Consider the following 19,693-nt stretch of genomic DNA (forward strand, 5'->3'; position numbering starts at 1 on the left):
CGCAATGACTGACAAAGTGGATATTGCAAAAATCATAGAGCGACTAGAACAGTTAGAAGCGCACAATGCGATTCGTAACTGCCTGAATCGCTATATGGAAATCTGCGATGAGCTTAATGCAAATACAGACCTTGATGAGCTAATGAATCTTTTTGATCAGGACTGTATTTGGGAAGGTATTGGCGAGAAATATGCCAAATCTTTTGGCCGTTATGATTCTTGGCAGTCGATTTACGACATGTTTAAAAGCTATACCCAAAAAGAATCTCACTTTGTTATGAATGCACACTTTGTAAATTCAGAACAAATTTATGTAAATCAAAATGATGCAAATGCTTCTTGGCTCATGTTGCAAACCTCAACCTTTCAAGATGGCCGTAGTCATCTGAATACAGCAAAGCTCAATGTGAAGTTTCAAAAGCAAGCAGATGGAACATGGAAAATTAAACATTTCCAAACACAGAATATTTTCAGTCGTCCGGTATCGCATTGGCACAGTGAAGCTGAATTGCCTGTACCTTCCCAGGAATGACCCAGGACATATTTAAAAGGACTATTGATATGAACAGTATTATCCCAACGCATAACATTGGCATTGATTACGATGCTTTGGTTCAAAGTGACCGTGCCCATACTTCTCTTTATAAAGATGAACGCATTTTTGATGAAGAGATGGAAAAAATCTTTTATAGCACTTGGGTGTGGGTTGCGCATGCCAGCGAAATTCCGGAAGGCGGAAGCTATAAAACCATTAATATCGGTAAACAGCCTGTGGTTGTGGTACGTGACCGTAAAAAGAAAGTCCATGTACTTTTAAACCGTTGTCGTCACCGTGCAGCAACCGTATGTGAACATAAAAAAGGAAAAACCAATAGTTTTGTATGCCCGTACCACGGTTGGAGTTATGCACTTGACGGTAGTTTACGTGGTGTGCCATCTCCGGAAAGCTACGGCGATTGTTTAGATAAGTCAGAATTACCGTTGGTGAGTCTACGGGTAGAAGAATATAACGGCATGATCTTCGCTTCATTTAAAGAAGACATTCAACCGCTTGAAGAGTTCCTTGGACCAGCAAAAAAATGGATTGACCTGTTTATGAAACAAGGTGCGGGTTATCCAATTAAAGTGTTGGGTGAACACCGTTTCCGTTTTCCGGGTAACTGGAAAATCCAGCTTGAAAATACCACCGATGCATATCACTTCCCGTTGGTACATAAGTCATTCTTAAGTTCTGTCGATGAAAAAACAGAAGAACTCTTTAACTTCGAAAACCAACCGGGCTTTGTTGAAGACTTAGGTAATGGTCACAGTGTTATGGTGATGATTCCTGAACTGGTTGATCTAGACGAAGAGCTTATGGAGCGACCAATTCAAGAGCGTTTCGAAGACTTGGCTCAAGCTTTGCGTGACGAAGGCCATGAAGAGTTAGAAGTACGCCGTATTGTTCGTGCAGTCGGTGGTTCTGGCTTTAACTTAAATTTATTCCCGAATATTGCATGCTCGATGGCGTTCTTCCGTGTGTTACAGCCAATTTCAGTTGCTGAAACAGAAATTCATCACTCGGTAATTACGATGGATGGTGGCCCACAAATTGCCAACCAATATCGCTTACGTTTGCATGAACATTTCCAAGGTCCATTTGGTTTTGGTACGCCAGATGACTCAGAAGCTTGGGAGCGCGTACAACACGGTGCCAATGCTGGTAATGATTTATGGATCATGTTGAACCGCGGTTTGCCGGGCGAAGTCAAAACTGAAGATGGCTTAAAAAGTGATGTCAGTGCTGAAACTGGTATGCGTGCAGCATATCAGCAGTGGAAAAAGATGATGACGGCTTAAGGAGAGAGCAATGAATATGAATCTGCAATTATTAAATGAAGTCACTGCTTTCATCTGGGCTGAAGCAGATATGTTAGACCACAGCGAATATCGTGAATGGCTCAATTTATGGAATGAAAAGGGTGTTTATATCATTCCGATTGACCCGAACCTCACAGACTACGAAAACAACTTAAATTATGCCTATGACGATAATCATATGCGTACTTTACGTGTACAGCGTCTTGAAAATGGTGAGGCAATTTCTACGGCACCAAAGGCGAATACGGTACGCAGTATTTCGCGAGTACGAGTCATTCAAGACCAAGATGATGAAATCGTTTTACGCTGTGCTCAAAACTTACGTGAATTCCGTAAAGAAAACCTCAAGCATTACACCGCAGATATTACTTACCATTTGACTCGTGATGCCGATACTGGTTTTAAGATTAACCGTAAAATCATTAACTTGGTTAACTCAACCGATACCTTAGCTGGTATTAGCTACATTCTTTAGGAGCGGTAACATGAAACAGGTTGTTTTAGTGACAGGTGCTGCTTCTGGACTCGGTAATGTGATTGCTGAATATTTTGCGAGCCAAGGCCATCAAGTGATTTTGTCGGCAAGTACGCTTGAAAAAGCCGAGAATGCCAAGGCACAAAGTCAATATGCACAAAATATGTTTCCCTTGAAATTAGATATTTCAGTTGAGGCAGATTTTCATGCAGCGGTGCAATGGATTGAAGAGAAATTTTCTAAACTTGATGTGTTGATTAACAATGCCACCGTCACCAAAGCAACGCCAGTATTAGAAATTACCGCAACCGATTTTGATTGGGTGACCCAAGTCAACCAGCGCGGCACCTTTCAAGCTTGCCAAATTATTGGCCAATTTATGGCTAAAAAAGGCTATGGACGCATCATTAATATGGCGTCGTTAGCAGGACAAAACGGTGGTACTGCAACAGGTGCACACTACGCGGCAACCAAAGGTGCGATTGTGACGTTAACCAAAATTTTTGCCAAAGAGTTTGCGGCAAAAGGGGTAACGGTCAATGCAGTTGCACCGGGACCGATGGAATCACCAATCGTTCATAGTGTAGTGCCAGACGAAAAAATGGAACAGTTCATCCAGAATATTCCGGTTAAATCCTTAGGAAGTATGCACTTTATTGCTGAAACTTGTGGGTTGCTTGCGAGTCCAAATGCGGGGTTTGTGACTGGTGCAACATGGGATATTAACGGTGGTTTATTCATGCGCTAAGTCACGAGCTTACGTATGAAAAGGGAGTTAAATCATGACTACACTTTATGATGTTGTCGTTAAAAATCGCCATGTGGAAGGTGGAAATATTGCAGTCATGGAATTTGAATCTGCAACTTCTGCAACATTGCCAAAAGTTGAAGCGGGTGCGCATATTGATGTGCACTTACCGAATGGCATGGTACGCCAATATTCACTTTGCCAAAATCCAAATGACGAAGGAAAGTTTCGCCTTGGAATTTTACGTGACCCTGAATCACGTGGCGGCTCGATTTCTGCATTTGATGAAATTAAAGATGGCATGCAAATTCAGGTCAGTGAGCCAAAAAATTTATTTCCACTTTTAAAAGCCAAACACAGTGTCTTGATTGGCGGTGGAATCGGGATTACGCCATTAATCACGATGGCATACCAACTTGCACATGAAGGCGAATCATTTGAGCTTCACTACTGCGGCGCTAGCCCAGAAAACTGTGCTTTTGTTGATGAAATTAAAAATGGTGAGTTAGCACAATACACAACTTTTCATTTTAAATCGGAAGGTGCAAGCCATAGAGAATTTTTTGAATCTGCCATCAAAGATATTGACCTTGAGAGCCATATTTACACCTGTGGTCCAGTCGGTTTTATGGATTGGGTGATTAACCTTGCTACGACTCATAATTTTCCTGAGCAGCAAATCCACAAAGAATATTTCCAAGTCGAAACTGACACCTCGGGAGATTCATTTGAAGTGGTGGCTGAACGTAGCGGAAAAATCATTATGGTTGAAGCTGGTGAAACCATTTTGCAGGCTTTGGCTAAAGAAGGCATCGAGATCGAAATGTCATGCGAGCAAGGTGTATGCGGAACTTGCATGTGTGATGTGATTGAAGGCGAACCCGATCATCGAGATGTTTATTTTACTGACGAAGAAAAGGCCAGCAATGAGCAAATATTGGTGTGCTGTTCACGCTCTAAAACACCGAGATTAGTTTTAGATATCTAATGCTCTCGCGATTTATATGGATGTAAGAGAAGGTTTAGGAGAAAGATGATGAATGTATTACAACAAATAGATGAGTTTACGGTCGATCCATTACAGTTCCGACGAGCATTAGGAAATTTTGCAACAGGCGTTACCATTGTTACCGCACAAAATGCACAAGGTGAGAAAGTCGGTGTAACCGCAAATAGTTTTAACTCGGTGTCACTCGATCCACCGCTTATTTTGTGGAGCATTGATAAAAAATCGTCAAGTTTTTCAGTATTTGAAGAAGCGACACATTTTGCAGTCAATATTTTATCAGGCACGCAAATTGAGCTGTCTAATAAGTTTTCGAGACGCAATATTGATAAATTTGCAGACACAAACTTTCAACTTGGTGCAGGAAGCGCTCCCATTTTAGAAAATTGTTCTGCGGTGTTTGAGTGCGAACGTTATCAAGTGATTGAAGGTGGTGACCACTGGATTATTGTTGGCAAAGTGGTTCGTTTCCATGACCAAGGCCGAAGCCCGTTGGTCTACCATCAAGGCGCATATTCTTGTGTCATGCCGCATCCAAGCCTTCAAGTTAAACAAACAGAACAGAGCGGTGTAGACCAAACACATTATGGGCACTTATATAACAATGTCTGCTACTTGATGAGTCGTGCTTTTAAAGCTTATCAGACTGACTATATTCCTAAGCAAATGGCTTCGGGTTTCCGTACCAGTGAATCACGGCTCTTGCTGGTTTTGGCAAGTGGTACTGCTTCAAGTAAAGAAGATTTACCGCGTGATATTGCTATGCCAATGCAAGAGGTTGAGAGGTCGGCCGAAATTTTAAAATTTGAAGGATTGCTGGTTGATCACGATAATTTATACGCACTGACCGAGAAAGGTAAACAAACGGCGCAGTATTTGTTTGATATTGCCGATAGCCATCAAAATGAGGTGTTTAAAAAGTATTCTGATGAGCAAAAGGATATTTTTATTACCATGCTGAGAGATTTTGCAGGAGTAGCATAAGTCCCCTTAAGCTGATAAATTAAATTGATTTATCAGCTTCTTCACATCTAGCTGACTATCATCAAAACAATTCCAAGGATAAGGAATTTTTGGCACACAATTTGTTTATCAATAAAACAAGATTGCAAAAAGCCAAGACAGTGTACCACCACAGAAGCAAAAGCTTGAGCGGTGGCACGTGTATAGAGAGGTAAGGGATGAACCAATATGTAAGCGATGCATTACTCACATGGACGCACCATATTAAAAGTGTGTGCGGCAATTTTGAAACCGATTTTGACGGAACCCGTAATTTATTCATTGGTGAAGTTCAGTGCTTTTTATTGGGTGATACCGAAATTGCTTTTATCAAAAACAATGCAAATAAAATTGTCCGAAAAGCCGATGAAATCGATCGAGTGAATAATCGTTTTTGCTTTTTGATTTTGCAGTATTCGGGAAAAATGCTGCTCGAGTATAAAAATGAAACTTTAAGCCTAAATGAAGGCGATATTGTGTTGGTCGATCCAGTCGAAACCATTTCGATGTATCCGCAAGGTTTGGTAAGTCAGATTTCAGTGCACCTGTCGCGTGAAAAATTACTGAAAGAAAATATTAGTACTGAATATTTTGGAAAGCTCATTACGCAAAATATGAGTGGTTTTTTACTCAAGAATATTTTGAAAAATATGTCTGCTGAAAACATTAAACTTTGGTATGCAACTGAAGACGGTAATGCTTTTGAAGATGCGCTGATCGCCTTAATCAAACCCACAATCAATTATAAAAATATAAATAGCTCCAATAATCTAATGGAAAAAGCCGAGCGCTATATTATAGAAAACTTAGCAAAACCAGATTTAACACCTAAATTAATTGCAGAGCACATTGGGGTATCTCTACGTCATCTTTACCGTCTATTTCTTCAAGAAAAATTATCGATTAACAAATATATACAGCTCAAACGCCTAGAAAAAGTCAAAGCAGATTTGCTTGATAAAAGAAATAAACAAAGCTCGATTACCCAAATCGCCTTGAAGTGGGGTTTTTGGGATGGCGCTCATTTCTCAAAAATATTTAAAAAGACCTATGGTATTTCTCCTAAAGAATTTAGAGAGGGTATCTCGGTTTAAAACTTTCATCTCTCAATGTCATTTTTAGACAAGTTCGACGTCATTCTTGAACAAGCTAGCCCTATGTAACTGTGTTGAAATTAAATTCATTAGAGCAGGCTAGATAAGCTTAATAATCATAAAACTATTAAGTTAATCTAATTAATTTCACTCACAGGAAAGTGCATTTTAACTGTCTGATTCAGATAGTTCAGGGATAGATCAAAAGGATGAAACCAATGCGTAAACAACGATTATTGAATGACATACAAAAAATACTGGCACTTAACTTATCAATCGCTGCAAGCTTTTGGGGACTCAATACTCAAGCGTTTGCTCATGGTGGAAAGGCCGAAATGGTCTCACTTTATCAAAATATGAGTGAGCAAGGTGCTAAAGTTGTCAAAGACGATTTTACTAATACTTATATGATCACCAAAGGCTCTATGGTGGTTCGGGCCAAACCCAATTCAGATCAGGTTTTGATAAATGGCAAACCTTTTAAACTCAGTGTCCCTTTATTAGTCAAAGATGGTAAACCAGTTATTGGAAAAGATTTTTTTAATGAAGTATTCCAGTCTGGGTTAGATCAAACTTTTAAAATTGAAAATACGTTTCACCCACTCAATAGCCTAAACTCTGACGAAATTAAAAAGACATTTGATGTGATTAACCGCTCGAAATACGCCTATAAAAATATGCGTTTTGCCGAGTTAAAGCTTAAAGAGCCTGAAAAAGCCAAAGTTTGGGATTACTTTATTAATCACAAAGAATTTAAAGAAGATCGTATTGCCTCATTTATTTTGTTAAAGGGGAGTCAAGCAATTGAAGGTGAAGTTAACCTTAACACTCAACAAGTCACCAAGTGGAATGTACTTAAAGATACTCATGGAATGGTGCTGCTCGATAATTTTGAAGCCGTACAGCGTGTAATTGAGACAAGTAAAGAATATCAGGAAGCTTTACGGAAACGCGGCATTACTGATGTGAAGAAAGTGATTGCTACTCCGCTAACTGTTGGATATTTTGGCGGTAAAGATGGTCTGGACAAACAACTCAATATATTAAAAGTCGTTGCTTATCTCGATGTCGGCGATGGTAACTACTGGGCGCATCCTATTGAAAATTTAGTTGCTGTAGTTGATTTAGATAAAGAAAAAATTATTAAGATTGAAGAAGGTGCAATCATTCCTGTGCCGATGGCAAATCGACCTTATATGTCGAATAAGCCAGTAGCAAGTAAGCTAAAACCACTCAATATTACTGAACCTGAGGGCAAAAACTTTAGCATTACCGGTCAAACTATACATTGGGGGAATTGGTGTTTGCATGTGGCATTAGATTCTCGTGTTGGCTTACAGCTTTCAACGGTGACCTATAAAGATAAAGGCGTTAAGCGTAAAGTTATGTATGAAGGTAACCTTGGTGGAATGGTGGTTCCATATGGTGACCCTGATATTGGATGGTACTTCAAATCCTATTTAGACTCGGGCGAATATGGTATGGGAACACTTACCTCATCTATTCTTCCGGGAACAGATGCACCTGACAACGCTGTTTTACTTGATGCTGTGATTGCAGATTACAAAGGCCAGCCACAAGTAATTCCAAATGCGATTGCTGTGTTTGAGCGTTATTCTGGGCCAGAATATAAACATCACGAAATTTTTGGCAATCAAGATGCCAGTGAAGCCCGCCGTGAACTTGTCATCCGCTGGATTAGTACGGTTGGAAACTATGATTATATGTTTGACTGGGTATTTGCCCAAAATGGTGTAATTGGAATTAATGCAGGTGCTACAGGTATTGAAGCTGTTAAAGGTGTTAAATCACGTACTATGCATGACAGCACTGCCAAAGAAGACACCAAATATGGCACTTTAATTGACCATAATATTGTGGGTACAACGCATCAGCACATCTATAACTTCCGCTTAGACATGGATGTAGATGGAGAAAAGAACAGCTTTATGCATATGGACCCTGTAGTAAAGGCCAATGACAAAGGTGGTGCTCGTACAAGCACAATGCAAATCGATAGTAAAGTCATTACTAATGAACAAAATGCAGCTGAAAAATTTGACCCATCTACCATTCGATTACTCACGAATTTCAACAAGGAAAATAAATTAGGTAATCCGGTTTCTTACCAATTGATTCCATTTGCAGGCGGAACACACCCTGTGGCAAAAGGAGCCAATTTCTCGAAAGATGAATGGTTATTTAAACGTTTGAATTTTATGGACAAGCAAATTTGGGTGACTCAGTACAATCCAGACGAACGCTACCCTGAAGGGAAATATTCAAACCGTTCAACTCATGATACAGGGTTAGGACAATTCATTGGCAACAATGAAAATATCGAAAATAAAGACCTTGTGGTGTGGATGACAACAGGTACAACCCATGTGGCACGTGCTGAAGAGTGGCCAATCATGCCAACAGAATGGGTGAATACACTCATCAAACCTTGGAACTTCTTTGACAGCACCCCGACTTTAAATTTGGGTGAACAAGAGCAAAACACACAGCACGACCATCACTAAACGAGTAAATGATCTAGAGTGGGTAATGAATCGGTTACCCACACTTGAGCACGGTTAGGCCGTTCGCAAAAAAGGAATTTCTCAATGAAAAATTTATTTTCTCAGGTTGTGAGAGGGACTCTCTTTGTCTCATTTTTTTCAACTGTGCATGCCGGTGAGCTTGAAATTAAGCCAACTTTTGAAGCAACTTTTGGAGCTTTTAGTAGTGGTAAAAGCTATAACGGCGAAAATCTAGAGGATGAAAGAATTAATTGGCAAGAAGGTCATCTTAAATATGGTGCTAAAGGACAATACACCTTTAAAAACAATCAGCTCTATGCAAGTTTGAGCGGTATTAGCTCGGCAACATTTGGTGATGGTGATGCCGGCCAAAATAGTAATGGCAAAGAACGTAAAACAGATGTAAATGAATGGATCATTGGTTTTAAAGATGGCACCAATAAAGATGAGTTGACGACCTATGATTTAAGTATTGGTCGGCAAAATATCATGATTGGTGACGGGTTCTTCATTGCAGGTGATGCGTTAAACCTTGGTAAAGCGCCTGCGGATGGTACATTAGATCGGGGCGGGGCATATTATCTGGCAGCTCGTCGAAGCTTTGATTTTACAAGTTTGCTTCAATACAAACCGCAAGAGAATACAACCCTAAAGTTGGCTTATTTAAAATCAAATAACAAAGCACAATTTTCATCTGAACTATTTGTGACTGATCTGATGTATCAGCTTAAAGATAAGGGCGTTGGGTTTACCTATTTAAACGTATTAGATATTAAAGATGCTGAACACATTTCAGGGCGCAAAGATCTTAAAAACTATGCTTTACGTTTGAATTATCAACCTTTACCAGAATTACAGCTCAAAACTGAGTTTGTGGTGCAAGATAAAAAAGATAGCCACGAAAATGCTGGCTACTTAGCGCTGAACTATAATTTTTTATCTTCAAAATATACCCCCTCATTAGGTTACCGCTTTAGTCATTTTTCAGACCAATATGACACTATGTTTTATGGAAATACCGTCGGCTTTGGTACATGGTTTCAGGGTGAAGTTGCCGGAAATTATGCTGGACCATTCAATAAAAATGCAGATATTCATCAAGTTTCTTACATGATGAACTTGAAAGAAAATTTTATGTTGGGTGCTTTGGCCTATAAGTTCAAAACAGTAAATAAGTCTTTAACTAATGTAGATGGACATGAACTGGATGTCTTTTTGGTCTGGTCAGTCAATAAAAAAATCAATGTTATTCCTTTAGCTGGGCTTTATAAACCGAAAAACGATATCCATAGTGGTGGTACACAAAACTACGATGACAAGACCAATGTATATGCGCAGTTAATTTTGCAATACATCTATTAATAAATCCTTTTAAATGAATTGAGAGAAGTAAAAATGAGTGAAGTTCAGATTTTACAAAGCGTGCAACAATTTATGGCACGACAACATGGACATTTTATTGATGGAAAATTAGTTGCTGCCGAGCTTTTAGATAAAGTGGATATTGTAAATCCATCGACTGAACAAGTTGTGGCTCAAATTAGTATTGGTAGTCAAAACGATGTAGATAGTGCGGTAACAAATGCCGAACATGCTTTTCAAAATGCTTGGGCTGAAACTACGCCGTATGAACGTGGCGTTAAACTAAATAAGCTCGCCGATTTAATTGAGCAATATGGTGAAGAACTTGCACAGCTCGAATCGTTGTCTACTGGAAAACTTATCAATATTTCCCGTCATCTTGAGGTCGCACAATCTGTTATTTTCTTAAGATATTTTGCGGGTTGGGCAACTAAAATTAATGGTCAAACCATGCAACCGTCTATTCCTTCTATGCAAGGTGAGAAATATACGGCCTTTACTTTAAGGCAACCAGTGGGGGTAGTTGCAGGGATTGTGCCTTGGAATTTTTCACTGATGATTGGTGTTTGGAAAATCGGTTCAGCTTTAACAACTGGCTGTACCATTGTGCTTAAACCAAGTGAGTTTGCCAGCTTATCTTTATTGCGTTTAGCCGAACTTGCCATTGAGGCAGGTATACCGGCTGGTGTGATTAATGTGGTTACGGGTAAAGGTGATACAGGACAATATTTAATTGAGTCGCCGCTCGTTAAGAAAGTCTCGTTTACAGGTTCAGTACCAACAGGCATTGCGATTGGTAAGCTCGCGATGAGCAGTGATTTAACCCGTGTAAGTCTGGAGCTGGGTGGTAAAAATGCAATAGCCGTTTTGGCCGATGCAAATATTGATGAGATTTTACCAACTTTATTACAAGCAACTTTTGTACATCAAGGTCAAGTTTGCGCATCCCCAGAGCGTTTTTTTGTACACCGTGCAAAATATGATGAACTGGTCGAGAAACTCTCGAAAGCACTTTCTAGTTTCAAAATTGGATCGGCTATGGATGAGGGAAATATGTTTGGTCCACTCTCTAATCAGCCACATTTTAATAAAGTAAAACATTATTTAGATATGGCTAAAGCCAACGACCAGATTATTGCAGGGGGTGAGGCTCTAGATCAGACAGGATATTTTGTACAGCCGACTTTAATTTCCTTTAAAAATACAGATGATCCTTTATTTTCAGAAGAAACCTTTGGTCCGGTAGTTGGTGTAATGCCGTTCGACACTGACGAAGAACTTATTCAGCTTATGAATCAGTCGCGCTTTGGTTTAACCGCAAGTATTTGGACAAATGATTTATCTAAAGCATTGCGTTTAATTCCTAAAATTGAAGCAGGGACTTTGTGGGTCAATATGCATACGTTCTTAGATCCCTCAGTTCCATTTGGCGGGGTAAAAGCTTCGGGAATTGGCAGAGAGTTTTCAGATGCATTTATTGAAGATTACACCGAATTAAAATCGGTGATGATTCGATATTAAGTTTCTACGAGATATAAAAAATGGCCTTTATAGGCCATTTTTTTTGAATCATTAAATTAACCTAATAAAAAATCTTTTAAGATTTTATTAAAAGCTTCTGGTTGCTCTACATTGGAAATATGAGAGGCATCTATTTCTGCAAGTTTTGATTGTGGAATGCGTTGCTGCATAAACTCACCATCTGCAACAGTCGTTACAGGATCTTGAGTTCCAGCAATCACCAATATAGAAATTTTAATGTCTTTTAACTGTTCACGGACATCCGCTTTAGCCAAAGCCTCACAACAATTGGCATAACCCATTGCGCTGCCAGCACTTAAGTCGTTACATAGGTTGTTGACGATTGAAGCATGACTTTGGATAAAGGGATCTGTAAACCATCGCGAAGCTGCTGTAGCTGCGATCGGTTGTAAACCTTGTTCACGTACTAATTTTGCACGGTCAAGCCATGCCTGTTCTTGTCCAATTTTAGCGGCAGTATTTGCAACAACTACATGACTAAAACGATCAGGGTAATGAATCGCTAGCCATTGACCGGTTAAACCACCCATAGAAATACCACAAAAAGCAGCTTTGCTAATATTCAGATGATCCAGTAAGCGGACAACATCTTCACCTAATTGTTCTACAGTGTATGGACCGTCAGGTGTAGAGGATGAACCGTGACCACGTGTGTCATAGCAGATCACAAAAAATTGATTTTTTAATTCATTAAACTGTTTTTGCCACATGCCATAGTTAGTGCCCAAAGAATTGGAAAATACCAGAGCAGGGGAAGACGGTTCGCCAAAGGTTTGATAGTTGATTTGTGCATCGGCAGATTGAAAAGATGGCATTTGTTTCTCCTTAAAGTGCTTCAACACGTTCAATAATCAAAGCGATACCTTGACCTACACCAATGCACATTGAACATAAGGCATAACGACCACCTGTTTGTTCAAGCTGGTTTAAGGCTGTAGTGACTAAGCGTGCACCTGATGCACCAAGTGGATGGCCTAAAGCAATCGCACCACCGTTTGGATTTACCTTATTGCTATCATCTGGCAAGCCTAAATCACGAGTCACGGCTAAAGCTTGTGCAGCAAACGCTTCATTCAGCTCAATCACATCCATCTGATCTAAAGTCAGGTTAGCTTGTTTAAGTAATTTTTTAATCGCAGGCGCCGGAGCAAAACCCATAATGCGTGGTTCTACACCCACTGCTGTTGAAGCAATGATCTTGGCACGTGGTTTTAGGTTATAAGCCTGAACCGCTTCGTCAGAAGCAATTAGCAGAGCTGCAGCACCATCATTAATGCCTGAAGCATTACCCGCAGTGACCGTGCCATCTGCTTTAACCACAGGTTTAAGTTTGCTTAAACCTTCAAGGGTGGTTGATGCACGAGGATGTTCATCGGTATCAATCACAACAGCATCACCCTTACGCTGAGGGATTTCAACTGCCACAATTTCTTTAGAAAAAAAGCCTTTGGCTTGCGCGCTTGCGGTGCGTTGTTGGCTCACCAAGGCAAACTGGTCCTGATCTGCACGATTCACGTTGAACTGTTCAGCGACATTTTCGGCAGTCTGGGGCATGGTGTCTACACCATACAATTCTTTAAGTTTTGGGTTGATAAAGCGCCAGCCCATGGTGGTATCTTCAATCTTCTGGCTACGGCCAAAAGCACTGTCAGACTTACCCATCACATAAGGCGCACGGCTCATGCTTTCTACACCCCCTGCAATCACCAAGTTTGCTTCACCTGCTTTAATAGCACGGGCAGCAATAGCAATCGCATCGAGTGAAGAACCGCATAAACGGTTAATGGTGGTTGCTGGAACCTGATACGGTAAACCTGCAAGAAGTGCTGACATACGACCGACATTACGGTTGTCTTCACCGGCTTGATTGGCACAGCCATAGATCACATCATCAACCTGTTCCCAATCTACATTCGGGTTACGCTGCATGAGGGCTTTAATCGGCACAGCACCAAGGTCATCTGCACGGACGGGTGCAAGGCCACCGGCATAACGGCCAAATGGAGTACGGATGGCATCGATGATATAAGCGTTTTTCATTCTAACTTTCGTCCTTTACTTCAGGCCTTTTTAGCCCTTTCCGTAAGTATTTCGTGGTGGCGACATCCATGTCGCCTCTCACGATAGTTACTGCTGTTTTAAATTTTAATCTTGAGTGGCATCAATCAAAGTTGCACCGGTTAAAGCCTGTAACTCATCAAAGCTAAGACCTTCAACTTTCTCAATCACCTTTAAACCATCATTGGTCACATCAATCACACAAAGATCGGTGTAAATACGATCCACGCATTTTTTACCTGTAACTGGATAGCTCAGCTCAGCGACAATCTTCGGCTCACCTTGTTTGGTCACATGGTCTGTAGTGATAAATACTTTCTTGGCACCCACCGCCAAATCCATCGCACCACCCACAGCAGGAATCGCATCCGGTGCACCCGTGTGCCAGTTCGCCAAGTCACCATTCGCTGCCACCTGAAAGGCACCAAGTACAGCAATATCAAGGTGACCACCACGCATCATGGCAAATGAGTCGCCATGATGGAAAAAGCTACCACCTTCAAGCATGGTCACAAACTCTTTACCCGCATTAATAAGTTCAGGGTCTTCTTCACCTGCCGCTGGCGGTGGGCCAAAGGCCAATAGGCCATTTTCAGAATGAAGAAAAATATCTTTGTCGTTAGGTAAGTAACTAGCGATCTTGGTTGGTAAACCAATACCCAAGTTCACATAGGCACCATCGGGAATATCTTGTGCCACACGTTGTGCAATCTGGTCACGGCTGAGTTTCTGGTAGCTCATGTTATTTCTCCTTATTGCTTACTGTGCTGGCGCTACTTGTACAACGTGCTGTACAAAGATACCTGGGGTGATGATGTGCTCAGGGTCTAATCCACCGAGTTCAACCACTTCAGAAACCTGAGCAATTGTGACATCAGCAGCCATCGCCATAATCGGGCCAAAGTTACGTGCAGATTTACGGTAAACCAGATTGCCCCAGCGGTCGCCCTTATAGGCTTTAATCAAGGCAAAGTCAGCCTTGATCGGATACTCAAGTACATAGTCTTTCCCATCAATCTCACGGGTTTCTTTACCTTCGGCTAAAAGTGTTCCAAAGCCTGTTGGGGTAAACACAGCGCCAAGGCCCATACCCGCAGCCTGAATACGACACGCCAGATTACCTTGTGGTACGACTTCAAGCTCGACCTTTCCAGCACGATAAAGTTCATCAAATACATAAGAATCTGACTGACGTGGGAAAGAACAAATCACTTTTTTAACTGAACCAGCCTTAAGCAGTTTCGCCAGACCGTAATCGCCATTACCGGCGTTATTACTAACAATAGTTAAATTTTTAACACCGAGTTCAATAAGACCATCAATGAGTTCAGCGGGTTGTCCTGCGGTACCAAAACCACCAATCAGAATGGTTGCACCATCTTTAATTTGCGATAGAACCTCGCTTAGTGAGGACTTACTTTTGTCAATCATGTGAGAAACCTTAGAGCATGAGGTAACGTGATGTATTACTACCGCTAAAAATTTATTGAAATTCTTAATGGTAGTAATAAATGGAATAAATTTTGTGAGTCAAAAGCGAACTTTTAACTCACATATACTTTCAATTAAGCACTAGCGCGACGACGTTCAACTTCAGTTGAAGGAGCGGCAGCGGCATCTTTAACAAGTTCGATGTTAAATGTGATGTGTTTGAAAGCGTGATCTAAACCACGGCGTTGAATTTCAGCAGGGTCAGTTACATCAACTGCTGTTGCTACTAAACCATCACGAGTTGCGAAAGCAAAGTCATCCCATAAGTACTCATCACCCTCAATGTTGAATTGAGTTGTAAGCTTGCGGTAACCCGGTGCGGAAACGAAATAATGAACGTGAGATGGACGGTTACCATGACGGCCTAATTTGTTAAGAAGGGCCTGAGTTGTACCTTCTGGCGGGCAACCATAACCTACAGGCATCGTCGTTAATGCAACATACTTACCATCAGCATCAGTCAAGATAGTACGACGTAAGTTGAAGTCAGATTGAGACTTATCAAAGAATGAATAGTTACCTAAACTGTTAGCATGCCATACTTCAACTTTGGCATTTTCAATGATATTGCCATCAGTATCAGTTACTTTACCTTCAATAATTAAGGTATCAATTTTGCCTGTTTCAGTACCATCATCCATACGCGCAAAACCAACAGATTCAGGCGCGCCAGCTACATAGAGTGGGCCTTCGATGGTACGTGGTGTGCCACCTGTAACACCAGCTTTTGCATCTGCTTCATCTGCACGTAAATCAAGATAGTGCTCTAAACCTAAGCCAGCTGCCAAAAGACCAAGTTCGTTTGCTTGACCAGCATCTGTGAAATATTCCAAACCTTTCCATACTTCTGAAGGTTGAATATCTAAATCTTCAATGGCTTGAAATAAATCCCCAAGAAGGCGCACGACAATTTGTTGAACACGTGCATCAACTTCACCTTTTGCAGTGTCGACATTCATTTGTTTTACAAGCGCATCAATTTGTTGACGGTTCATACTAAAACTCCTTAAGTATGCAATACGGTTTTGGGTGGCAGGCTGCGGGCATTTTGTTTTGCTAGCGAATAAGTGCCGCCACGTTCCTTGTTACCTTCTGAATAATCTGCTTGGTTTTTAAATGGACTTCAGAGATCACATTTAAAAAATTCTTTTGGTTTACGAATCATCATCACGAATAGAAGAAGGGTGGCGATTAAGTGCCATCACTTCGATGTTCATATAAGGGTAAAGTGGTAATCCCTGTAAAATATTGTGCAACTCTTCATTGCTTTCGACATCAAAAATACTGATGTTTGAATACTGGCCTGTAATTCGCCAGATGTGACGCCATTTACCTTGACGTTGCAGATCTTGCGAATAAGCCTTTTCAACGGCCTTAATTTCATTTGCTTTGTCGGCTGGCATATCAAGTGGAATATGCACATCCATACGTACATGAAATAACATGGGAAACTCCTTATCCTGTTGCCTTAACGACGTAACTTCTCAACTTTATCTTCATCAATTTCAATGCCTAAGCCCGGAGCTGTTGGCAAGTGCAATTCAAAGTTTTCGTAACGTAGCGGTTCCTTCAAAATTTCTTCGGTAAGTAATAACGGACCAAATAATTCAGTACCAAACGCTAATGTTTCAAAAGTTGCAAACGCATGAGCGGAAGCGATGCTACCTACAGGGCCTTCAAGCATAGTGCCACCATAAAGATCGATTCCAGCTAAACCTGCAATCTTGGCAACTTCACACGCCTCGATCAGACCGCCTGATTGTTCTATCTTCACCGCAAATACATCTGCACCATGACTTTTTGCAATACGGTATGCGCTGTCAGGGCCAGTTAAAGCTTCATCTGCCATGATCGCAACATCAAAACGACGCGTTAAACGAGCAAGTGCTTCAGTATTCTGAATAGCGCAAGGCTGTTCAATTAAATCAATTCCGCCATCTTGTAGCTGTTGAATACCTTGAATACATTCCAGTTCTGACCATGCACGATTTACATCGACACGTACACTAATATCTGCACCTAGTGCTTTTTTAATTGCAATCACATGATCAACATCGTGTTGCAAAGGGCGTGCACCGATTTTGAGTTTGAACGTGTTATGACGTTTTAACTCAATCATTTTTCGAGCTTCAGCAATATCTTTTTCTGTGTCACCAGACGCGAGCGTCCAAAGCACAGGTAAACTATTACGCAGACGTCCACCTAAAACTTCGCTTAATGGCACGCCTAAACGTTTTGCCTGAATATCAAGAAGGGCAGTCTGAATCGCACATTTCGCAAAACGGTTACCATTAATATTCTTACGAATCAGTTTTAGTGTTTGAGCCACATTTAAGTCTTTAACTGATGCGAGTAATGGTGCAAAGTAAGTATCAATATTGGCTTTGACACTTTCAGGACTTTCTTCGCCATAGTTCAGTCCACCAATGGTGGTCGCTTCACCCCAACCGACAATACCATCCGTGGTCGTAATTTTAACGAGCACCAAAGTCTGAGTACGCATTGTAGTCACAGACAGCTGGTGAGGACGGATAGTTGGAATATCCACAAGTATGGTTTCTATGGTTCTATACATGAAGTTTCAACTATTACGAACTTGTTTGTATACCATAGAAGAATGTAATAGCCTAAAATAGATATAGAACGGTATTTTAAGATACTAAAAAGGTATATTAATGGAATTAAGACATCTACGTTATTTTGTTACCGTTGTGGAAGAACAAAGTCTCACAAAAGCGGCTGAGAAACTTTTTATTGCCCAGCCACCGCTCACGCGTCAAATCAAAAAACTAGAAGAAGAATTAGGTATTGATTTGTTTGTGAAAGGGTCGCGTCCATTAAAAGTGACAGAGGCAGGGCTGTTTTTTTACCAACATGCGGTACAAATTTTGACCCATACAGCTCAAGCTGCTTCTATGGCTAAAAAAATGAAGCTGGTCGAGAATGTTGTCAAAGTTGGCTATGTAAGTTCGCTTCTTTATGGGCGATTACCACAGGTCATTTATCTATTTAGACAAAAAAATCCTGACATTCATGTCGAGCTTATTGAATGTGGTACACGAGATCAGGTCGAAGCTTTAAAGTTAGGAAAAATTGATTTAGGTTTTGGCCGATTACCGATTAGTGATCCTGCCATTAAGCGACTTCTACTTCGAAAAGAAAAATTAAAACTCGCGATTCATAAAAAACATCCTTTAAGTGAGTTCCAAGAATCGGGAATTTATTTATCTCAAATTATCAATGAGACAATTTTCTCTTATCCAACGACACCTAAGCCGAATTTTTCGACCACTATTCAAGCTTTGTTTACCAAATTAGGTCTTGTTCCTGCCAAACTGACTGAAGTCCGCGAAATTCATATGGCACTGGGCTTAGTGGCATCTGGAGAGGGTATTTGTATTATTCCGGAAAGCGCCTGTGACATTGGAATGAAGAATCTAACTTATTTAAATATCTTGGACTTAGAAGCCTATAGTCCCATTTCTCTATCGATGCGCAATATGGACCAAAGTTCATATATTCCTAAAATCTTAGATTGTATTGAAGAGATCTATAGCGAAGAAGAAGTATCCAGAAATTTAAATTTATAACTTTTTAATACGTTTTAAATTGAATTATCATGTTATTTTAAAACTTTAAACCTATAGGTAATATTTAAAAGGATTATTAGATGAGAAAAATTTTAGGGATAGCTTCTCTTATTATGTCTACTGGTGTTGTACATGCTGAGCAAGTAAATGAACAAGTCAACGAACAAGAAAAAATTTCTCCATACAGTGCTAATGTAACCTTCGCAAGTCAATATATCTCACGTGGTTTCCAACAAACTTGGGGCAAGCCTGCATTACAAATTGGTCTAGATTATGCAAATCCGAATGGATTATTTGTGGGGACTTGGGCTTCAAATGTAAGTTCTAACTATCTTCGAAATGCTTCAGTTGAGTGGGATTTTTACACAGGTTGTATAAAAAATTTTGATAAGTTTTCGGCTGGAATGACGGTTTTTTATTACTATTATCCAGGATCCAAAAGTACGCCTGAAACGGGAAGTACCAGTTATAACTATGGCGAAATTGTGCCTCAAATTGGTTATGGGCCTTTGACTCTTAAATATTTTATTACCTACACTCCAGATTATGCAGGCTATAACTCAGATACGATGGGTGGTACAGAAGGTAAACGTTCACGAGGAACAACTTATCTAGATTTAACTTTTACTCAGCCTATCAATGAGTCTTGGACTTTTGGTGCCCACTATGGCTATGAAAGAATTAAAAACTTCTCAAAAGCTAATTTCCAAGATATGAAAGTCGAGCTGATTAAAGATTTAGGAGATGGCTGGACTACTGGGTTAGCGTATGCCAAAGCTTGGGACAAAGATGGTTTCTATAAAAAGTATAGTAATGGTGAACCAGACGCGCCAATTTCAAATCCGATTGATTCGACATTTACTGTCTCAGTTAAAAAGGTGTTCTAGGTTAAATTTATCTGATTAACTACGCTTGAAATCTATCTCTAAACTCAGGCTTT

At 40.4% G+C, this 19,693-nt stretch carries 19 protein-coding genes; 12 read left to right on the forward strand and 7 right to left on the reverse strand.

Annotation, left to right across the window (positions count from 1 at the left end; all coding sequences use genetic code 11):
• Positions 1 to 4 precede the first annotated feature (4 nt).
• The 10 genes from JGE69_RS09270 (at position 5) to JGE69_RS09315 (ending at position 11,593) form a co-directional block, all read left to right on the forward strand.
• The gene (locus JGE69_RS09270) at positions 5 to 532 is read left to right on the forward strand and encodes a nuclear transport factor 2 family protein (protein ID WP_199112681.1); all 528 of its coding nucleotides are present in this window, start codon (positions 5 to 7) and stop codon (positions 530 to 532) included.
• Positions 533 to 561: 29 nt separating this feature from the next.
• Positions 562 to 1,839 carry an aromatic ring-hydroxylating oxygenase subunit alpha gene (locus JGE69_RS09275; RefSeq protein WP_005069110.1) on the forward strand — a complete coding sequence of 426 codons (1,278 nt, stop codon included), beginning with the start codon at positions 562 to 564 and terminating at the stop codon, positions 1,837 to 1,839.
• Between the two features lie 10 nt (positions 1,840 to 1,849).
• Positions 1,850 to 2,335: an aromatic-ring-hydroxylating dioxygenase subunit beta gene (locus tag JGE69_RS09280; protein WP_001056940.1), complete on the forward strand. Its 486-nt coding sequence runs from the start codon at positions 1,850 to 1,852 to the stop codon at positions 2,333 to 2,335.
• Between the two features lie 10 nt (positions 2,336 to 2,345).
• On the forward strand, positions 2,346 to 3,083 hold the full coding sequence (locus tag JGE69_RS09285) for an SDR family NAD(P)-dependent oxidoreductase (protein WP_104074458.1): 738 nt from the start codon (positions 2,346 to 2,348) through the stop codon (positions 3,081 to 3,083).
• A 34-nt stretch (positions 3,084 to 3,117) separates the two neighbouring features.
• A complete protein-coding gene (locus JGE69_RS09290) occupies positions 3,118 to 4,071 on the forward strand; it encodes a PDR/VanB family oxidoreductase (protein WP_199112679.1) in 954 nt (317 codons plus the stop codon).
• A gap of 45 nt (positions 4,072 to 4,116) precedes the next feature.
• Positions 4,117 to 5,073: a p-hydroxyphenylacetate 3-hydroxylase reductase component gene (locus tag JGE69_RS09295; RefSeq protein WP_199112677.1), complete on the forward strand. Its 957-nt coding sequence runs from the start codon at positions 4,117 to 4,119 to the stop codon at positions 5,071 to 5,073.
• A gap of 197 nt (positions 5,074 to 5,270) precedes the next feature.
• On the forward strand, positions 5,271 to 6,185 hold the full coding sequence (gene feaR, locus JGE69_RS09300) for a transcriptional regulator FeaR (RefSeq protein ID WP_005305971.1): 915 nt from the start codon (positions 5,271 to 5,273) through the stop codon (positions 6,183 to 6,185).
• Between the two features lie 209 nt (positions 6,186 to 6,394).
• Positions 6,395 to 8,710: a primary-amine oxidase gene (tynA, locus tag JGE69_RS09305; RefSeq protein ID WP_199112675.1), complete on the forward strand. Its 2,316-nt coding sequence runs from the start codon at positions 6,395 to 6,397 to the stop codon at positions 8,708 to 8,710.
• A gap of 144 nt (positions 8,711 to 8,854) precedes the next feature.
• Positions 8,855 to 10,072 carry a hypothetical protein gene (locus tag JGE69_RS09310; protein WP_199113243.1) on the forward strand — a complete coding sequence of 406 codons (1,218 nt, stop codon included), beginning with the start codon at positions 8,855 to 8,857 and terminating at the stop codon, positions 10,070 to 10,072.
• A gap of 33 nt (positions 10,073 to 10,105) precedes the next feature.
• Entirely contained in the window at positions 10,106 to 11,593 is a 1,488-nt protein-coding gene (locus JGE69_RS09315; RefSeq protein WP_199112673.1) for an NAD-dependent phenylacetaldehyde dehydrogenase, read from the forward strand.
• Positions 11,594 to 11,649: 56 nt separating this feature from the next.
• On the opposite strand, the gene pcaD is transcribed toward JGE69_RS09315, so the two are convergent.
• The 7 genes from pcaD to JGE69_RS09350 form a co-directional block, all read right to left on the reverse strand.
• Positions 11,650 to 12,429 (reverse strand): 3-oxoadipate enol-lactonase, encoded by a 780-nt coding sequence (pcaD, locus tag JGE69_RS09320; RefSeq protein ID WP_199112671.1) that lies wholly within the window; start codon positions 12,427 to 12,429, stop codon positions 11,650 to 11,652.
• A gap of 10 nt (positions 12,430 to 12,439) precedes the next feature.
• A complete protein-coding gene (pcaF, locus tag JGE69_RS09325; protein ID WP_151827405.1) occupies positions 12,440 to 13,654 on the reverse strand; it encodes a 3-oxoadipyl-CoA thiolase in 1,215 nt (404 codons plus the stop codon).
• Positions 13,655 to 13,759: 105 nt separating this feature from the next.
• On the reverse strand, positions 13,760 to 14,413 hold the full coding sequence (locus JGE69_RS09330; RefSeq protein ID WP_199112669.1) for a 3-oxoacid CoA-transferase subunit B: 654 nt from the start codon (positions 14,411 to 14,413) through the stop codon (positions 13,760 to 13,762).
• A gap of 18 nt (positions 14,414 to 14,431) precedes the next feature.
• Entirely contained in the window at positions 14,432 to 15,103 is a 672-nt protein-coding gene (locus JGE69_RS09335) for a 3-oxoacid CoA-transferase subunit A (protein WP_161282263.1), read from the reverse strand.
• A 134-nt stretch (positions 15,104 to 15,237) separates the two neighbouring features.
• The gene (gene catA, locus JGE69_RS09340) at positions 15,238 to 16,158 is read right to left on the reverse strand and encodes a catechol 1,2-dioxygenase (protein WP_075383079.1); all 921 of its coding nucleotides are present in this window, start codon (positions 16,156 to 16,158) and stop codon (positions 15,238 to 15,240) included.
• A gap of 159 nt (positions 16,159 to 16,317) precedes the next feature.
• Positions 16,318 to 16,608: a muconolactone Delta-isomerase gene (catC, locus tag JGE69_RS09345; protein ID WP_199112667.1), complete on the reverse strand. Its 291-nt coding sequence runs from the start codon at positions 16,606 to 16,608 to the stop codon at positions 16,318 to 16,320.
• 23 nt (positions 16,609 to 16,631) lie between these two features.
• Complete coding sequence (locus JGE69_RS09350; protein WP_199112665.1) at positions 16,632 to 17,738, reverse strand: muconate/chloromuconate family cycloisomerase; 1,107 nt, start codon at positions 17,736 to 17,738, stop codon at positions 16,632 to 16,634.
• A 100-nt stretch (positions 17,739 to 17,838) separates the two neighbouring features.
• On the opposite strand from JGE69_RS09350, the gene JGE69_RS09355 reads away from it, so the two are divergent.
• Both JGE69_RS09355 and JGE69_RS09360 read left to right on the forward strand, forming a co-directional pair.
• The gene (locus JGE69_RS09355) at positions 17,839 to 18,753 is read left to right on the forward strand and encodes a LysR family transcriptional regulator (protein ID WP_017386078.1); all 915 of its coding nucleotides are present in this window, start codon (positions 17,839 to 17,841) and stop codon (positions 18,751 to 18,753) included.
• An 80-nt stretch (positions 18,754 to 18,833) separates the two neighbouring features.
• Positions 18,834 to 19,640, forward strand: coding sequence for a TorF family putative porin (locus tag JGE69_RS09360; protein ID WP_199112663.1), 807 nt, complete (start codon positions 18,834 to 18,836; stop codon positions 19,638 to 19,640).
• The last annotated feature ends 53 nt before the right edge of the window (positions 19,641 to 19,693 follow it).

The sequence above is a fragment of the Acinetobacter sp. C13 genome, assembly GCF_016809775.1.
GTDB classification, from domain to species: Bacteria; Pseudomonadota; Gammaproteobacteria; order Pseudomonadales; family Moraxellaceae; genus Acinetobacter; species Acinetobacter pittii.

Excerpts from the sequence above, each read along its gene's own strand:
- JGE69_RS09270 (WP_199112681.1), top strand. The coding sequence starts at position 5 with ATGACTGACAAAGTGGATATTGCAAAAATCATAGAGCGACTAGAACAG.
- JGE69_RS09275 (WP_005069110.1), top strand. The coding sequence starts at position 562 with ATGAACAGTATTATCCCAACGCATAACATTGGCATTGATTACGATGCT.
- JGE69_RS09280 (WP_001056940.1), top strand. The coding sequence starts at position 1,850 with ATGAATATGAATCTGCAATTATTAAATGAAGTCACTGCTTTCATCTGG.
- JGE69_RS09285 (WP_104074458.1), top strand. The coding sequence starts at position 2,346 with ATGAAACAGGTTGTTTTAGTGACAGGTGCTGCTTCTGGACTCGGTAAT.
- JGE69_RS09290 (WP_199112679.1), top strand. The coding sequence starts at position 3,118 with ATGACTACACTTTATGATGTTGTCGTTAAAAATCGCCATGTGGAAGGT.
- JGE69_RS09295 (WP_199112677.1), top strand. The coding sequence starts at position 4,117 with ATGATGAATGTATTACAACAAATAGATGAGTTTACGGTCGATCCATTA.
- feaR (WP_005305971.1), top strand. The coding sequence starts at position 5,271 with ATGAACCAATATGTAAGCGATGCATTACTCACATGGACGCACCATATT.
- tynA (WP_199112675.1), top strand. The coding sequence starts at position 6,395 with ATGAAACCAATGCGTAAACAACGATTATTGAATGACATACAAAAAATA.
- JGE69_RS09315 (WP_199112673.1), top strand. The coding sequence starts at position 10,106 with ATGAGTGAAGTTCAGATTTTACAAAGCGTGCAACAATTTATGGCACGA.
- pcaD (WP_199112671.1), bottom strand. The coding sequence starts at position 12,429 with ATGCCATCTTTTCAATCTGCCGATGCACAAATCAACTATCAAACCTTT.
- pcaF (WP_151827405.1), bottom strand. The coding sequence starts at position 13,654 with ATGAAAAACGCTTATATCATCGATGCCATCCGTACTCCATTTGGCCGT.
- JGE69_RS09330 (WP_199112669.1), bottom strand. The coding sequence starts at position 14,413 with ATGAGCTACCAGAAACTCAGCCGTGACCAGATTGCACAACGTGTGGCA.
- JGE69_RS09335 (WP_161282263.1), bottom strand. The coding sequence starts at position 15,103 with ATGATTGACAAAAGTAAGTCCTCACTAAGCGAGGTTCTATCGCAAATT.
- catA (WP_075383079.1), bottom strand. The coding sequence starts at position 16,158 with ATGAACCGTCAACAAATTGATGCGCTTGTAAAACAAATGAATGTCGAC.
- catC (WP_199112667.1), bottom strand. The coding sequence starts at position 16,608 with ATGTTATTTCATGTACGTATGGATGTGCATATTCCACTTGATATGCCA.
- JGE69_RS09350 (WP_199112665.1), bottom strand. The coding sequence starts at position 17,738 with ATGTATAGAACCATAGAAACCATACTTGTGGATATTCCAACTATCCGT.
- JGE69_RS09355 (WP_017386078.1), top strand. The coding sequence starts at position 17,839 with ATGGAATTAAGACATCTACGTTATTTTGTTACCGTTGTGGAAGAACAA.
- JGE69_RS09360 (WP_199112663.1), top strand. The coding sequence starts at position 18,834 with ATGAGAAAAATTTTAGGGATAGCTTCTCTTATTATGTCTACTGGTGTT.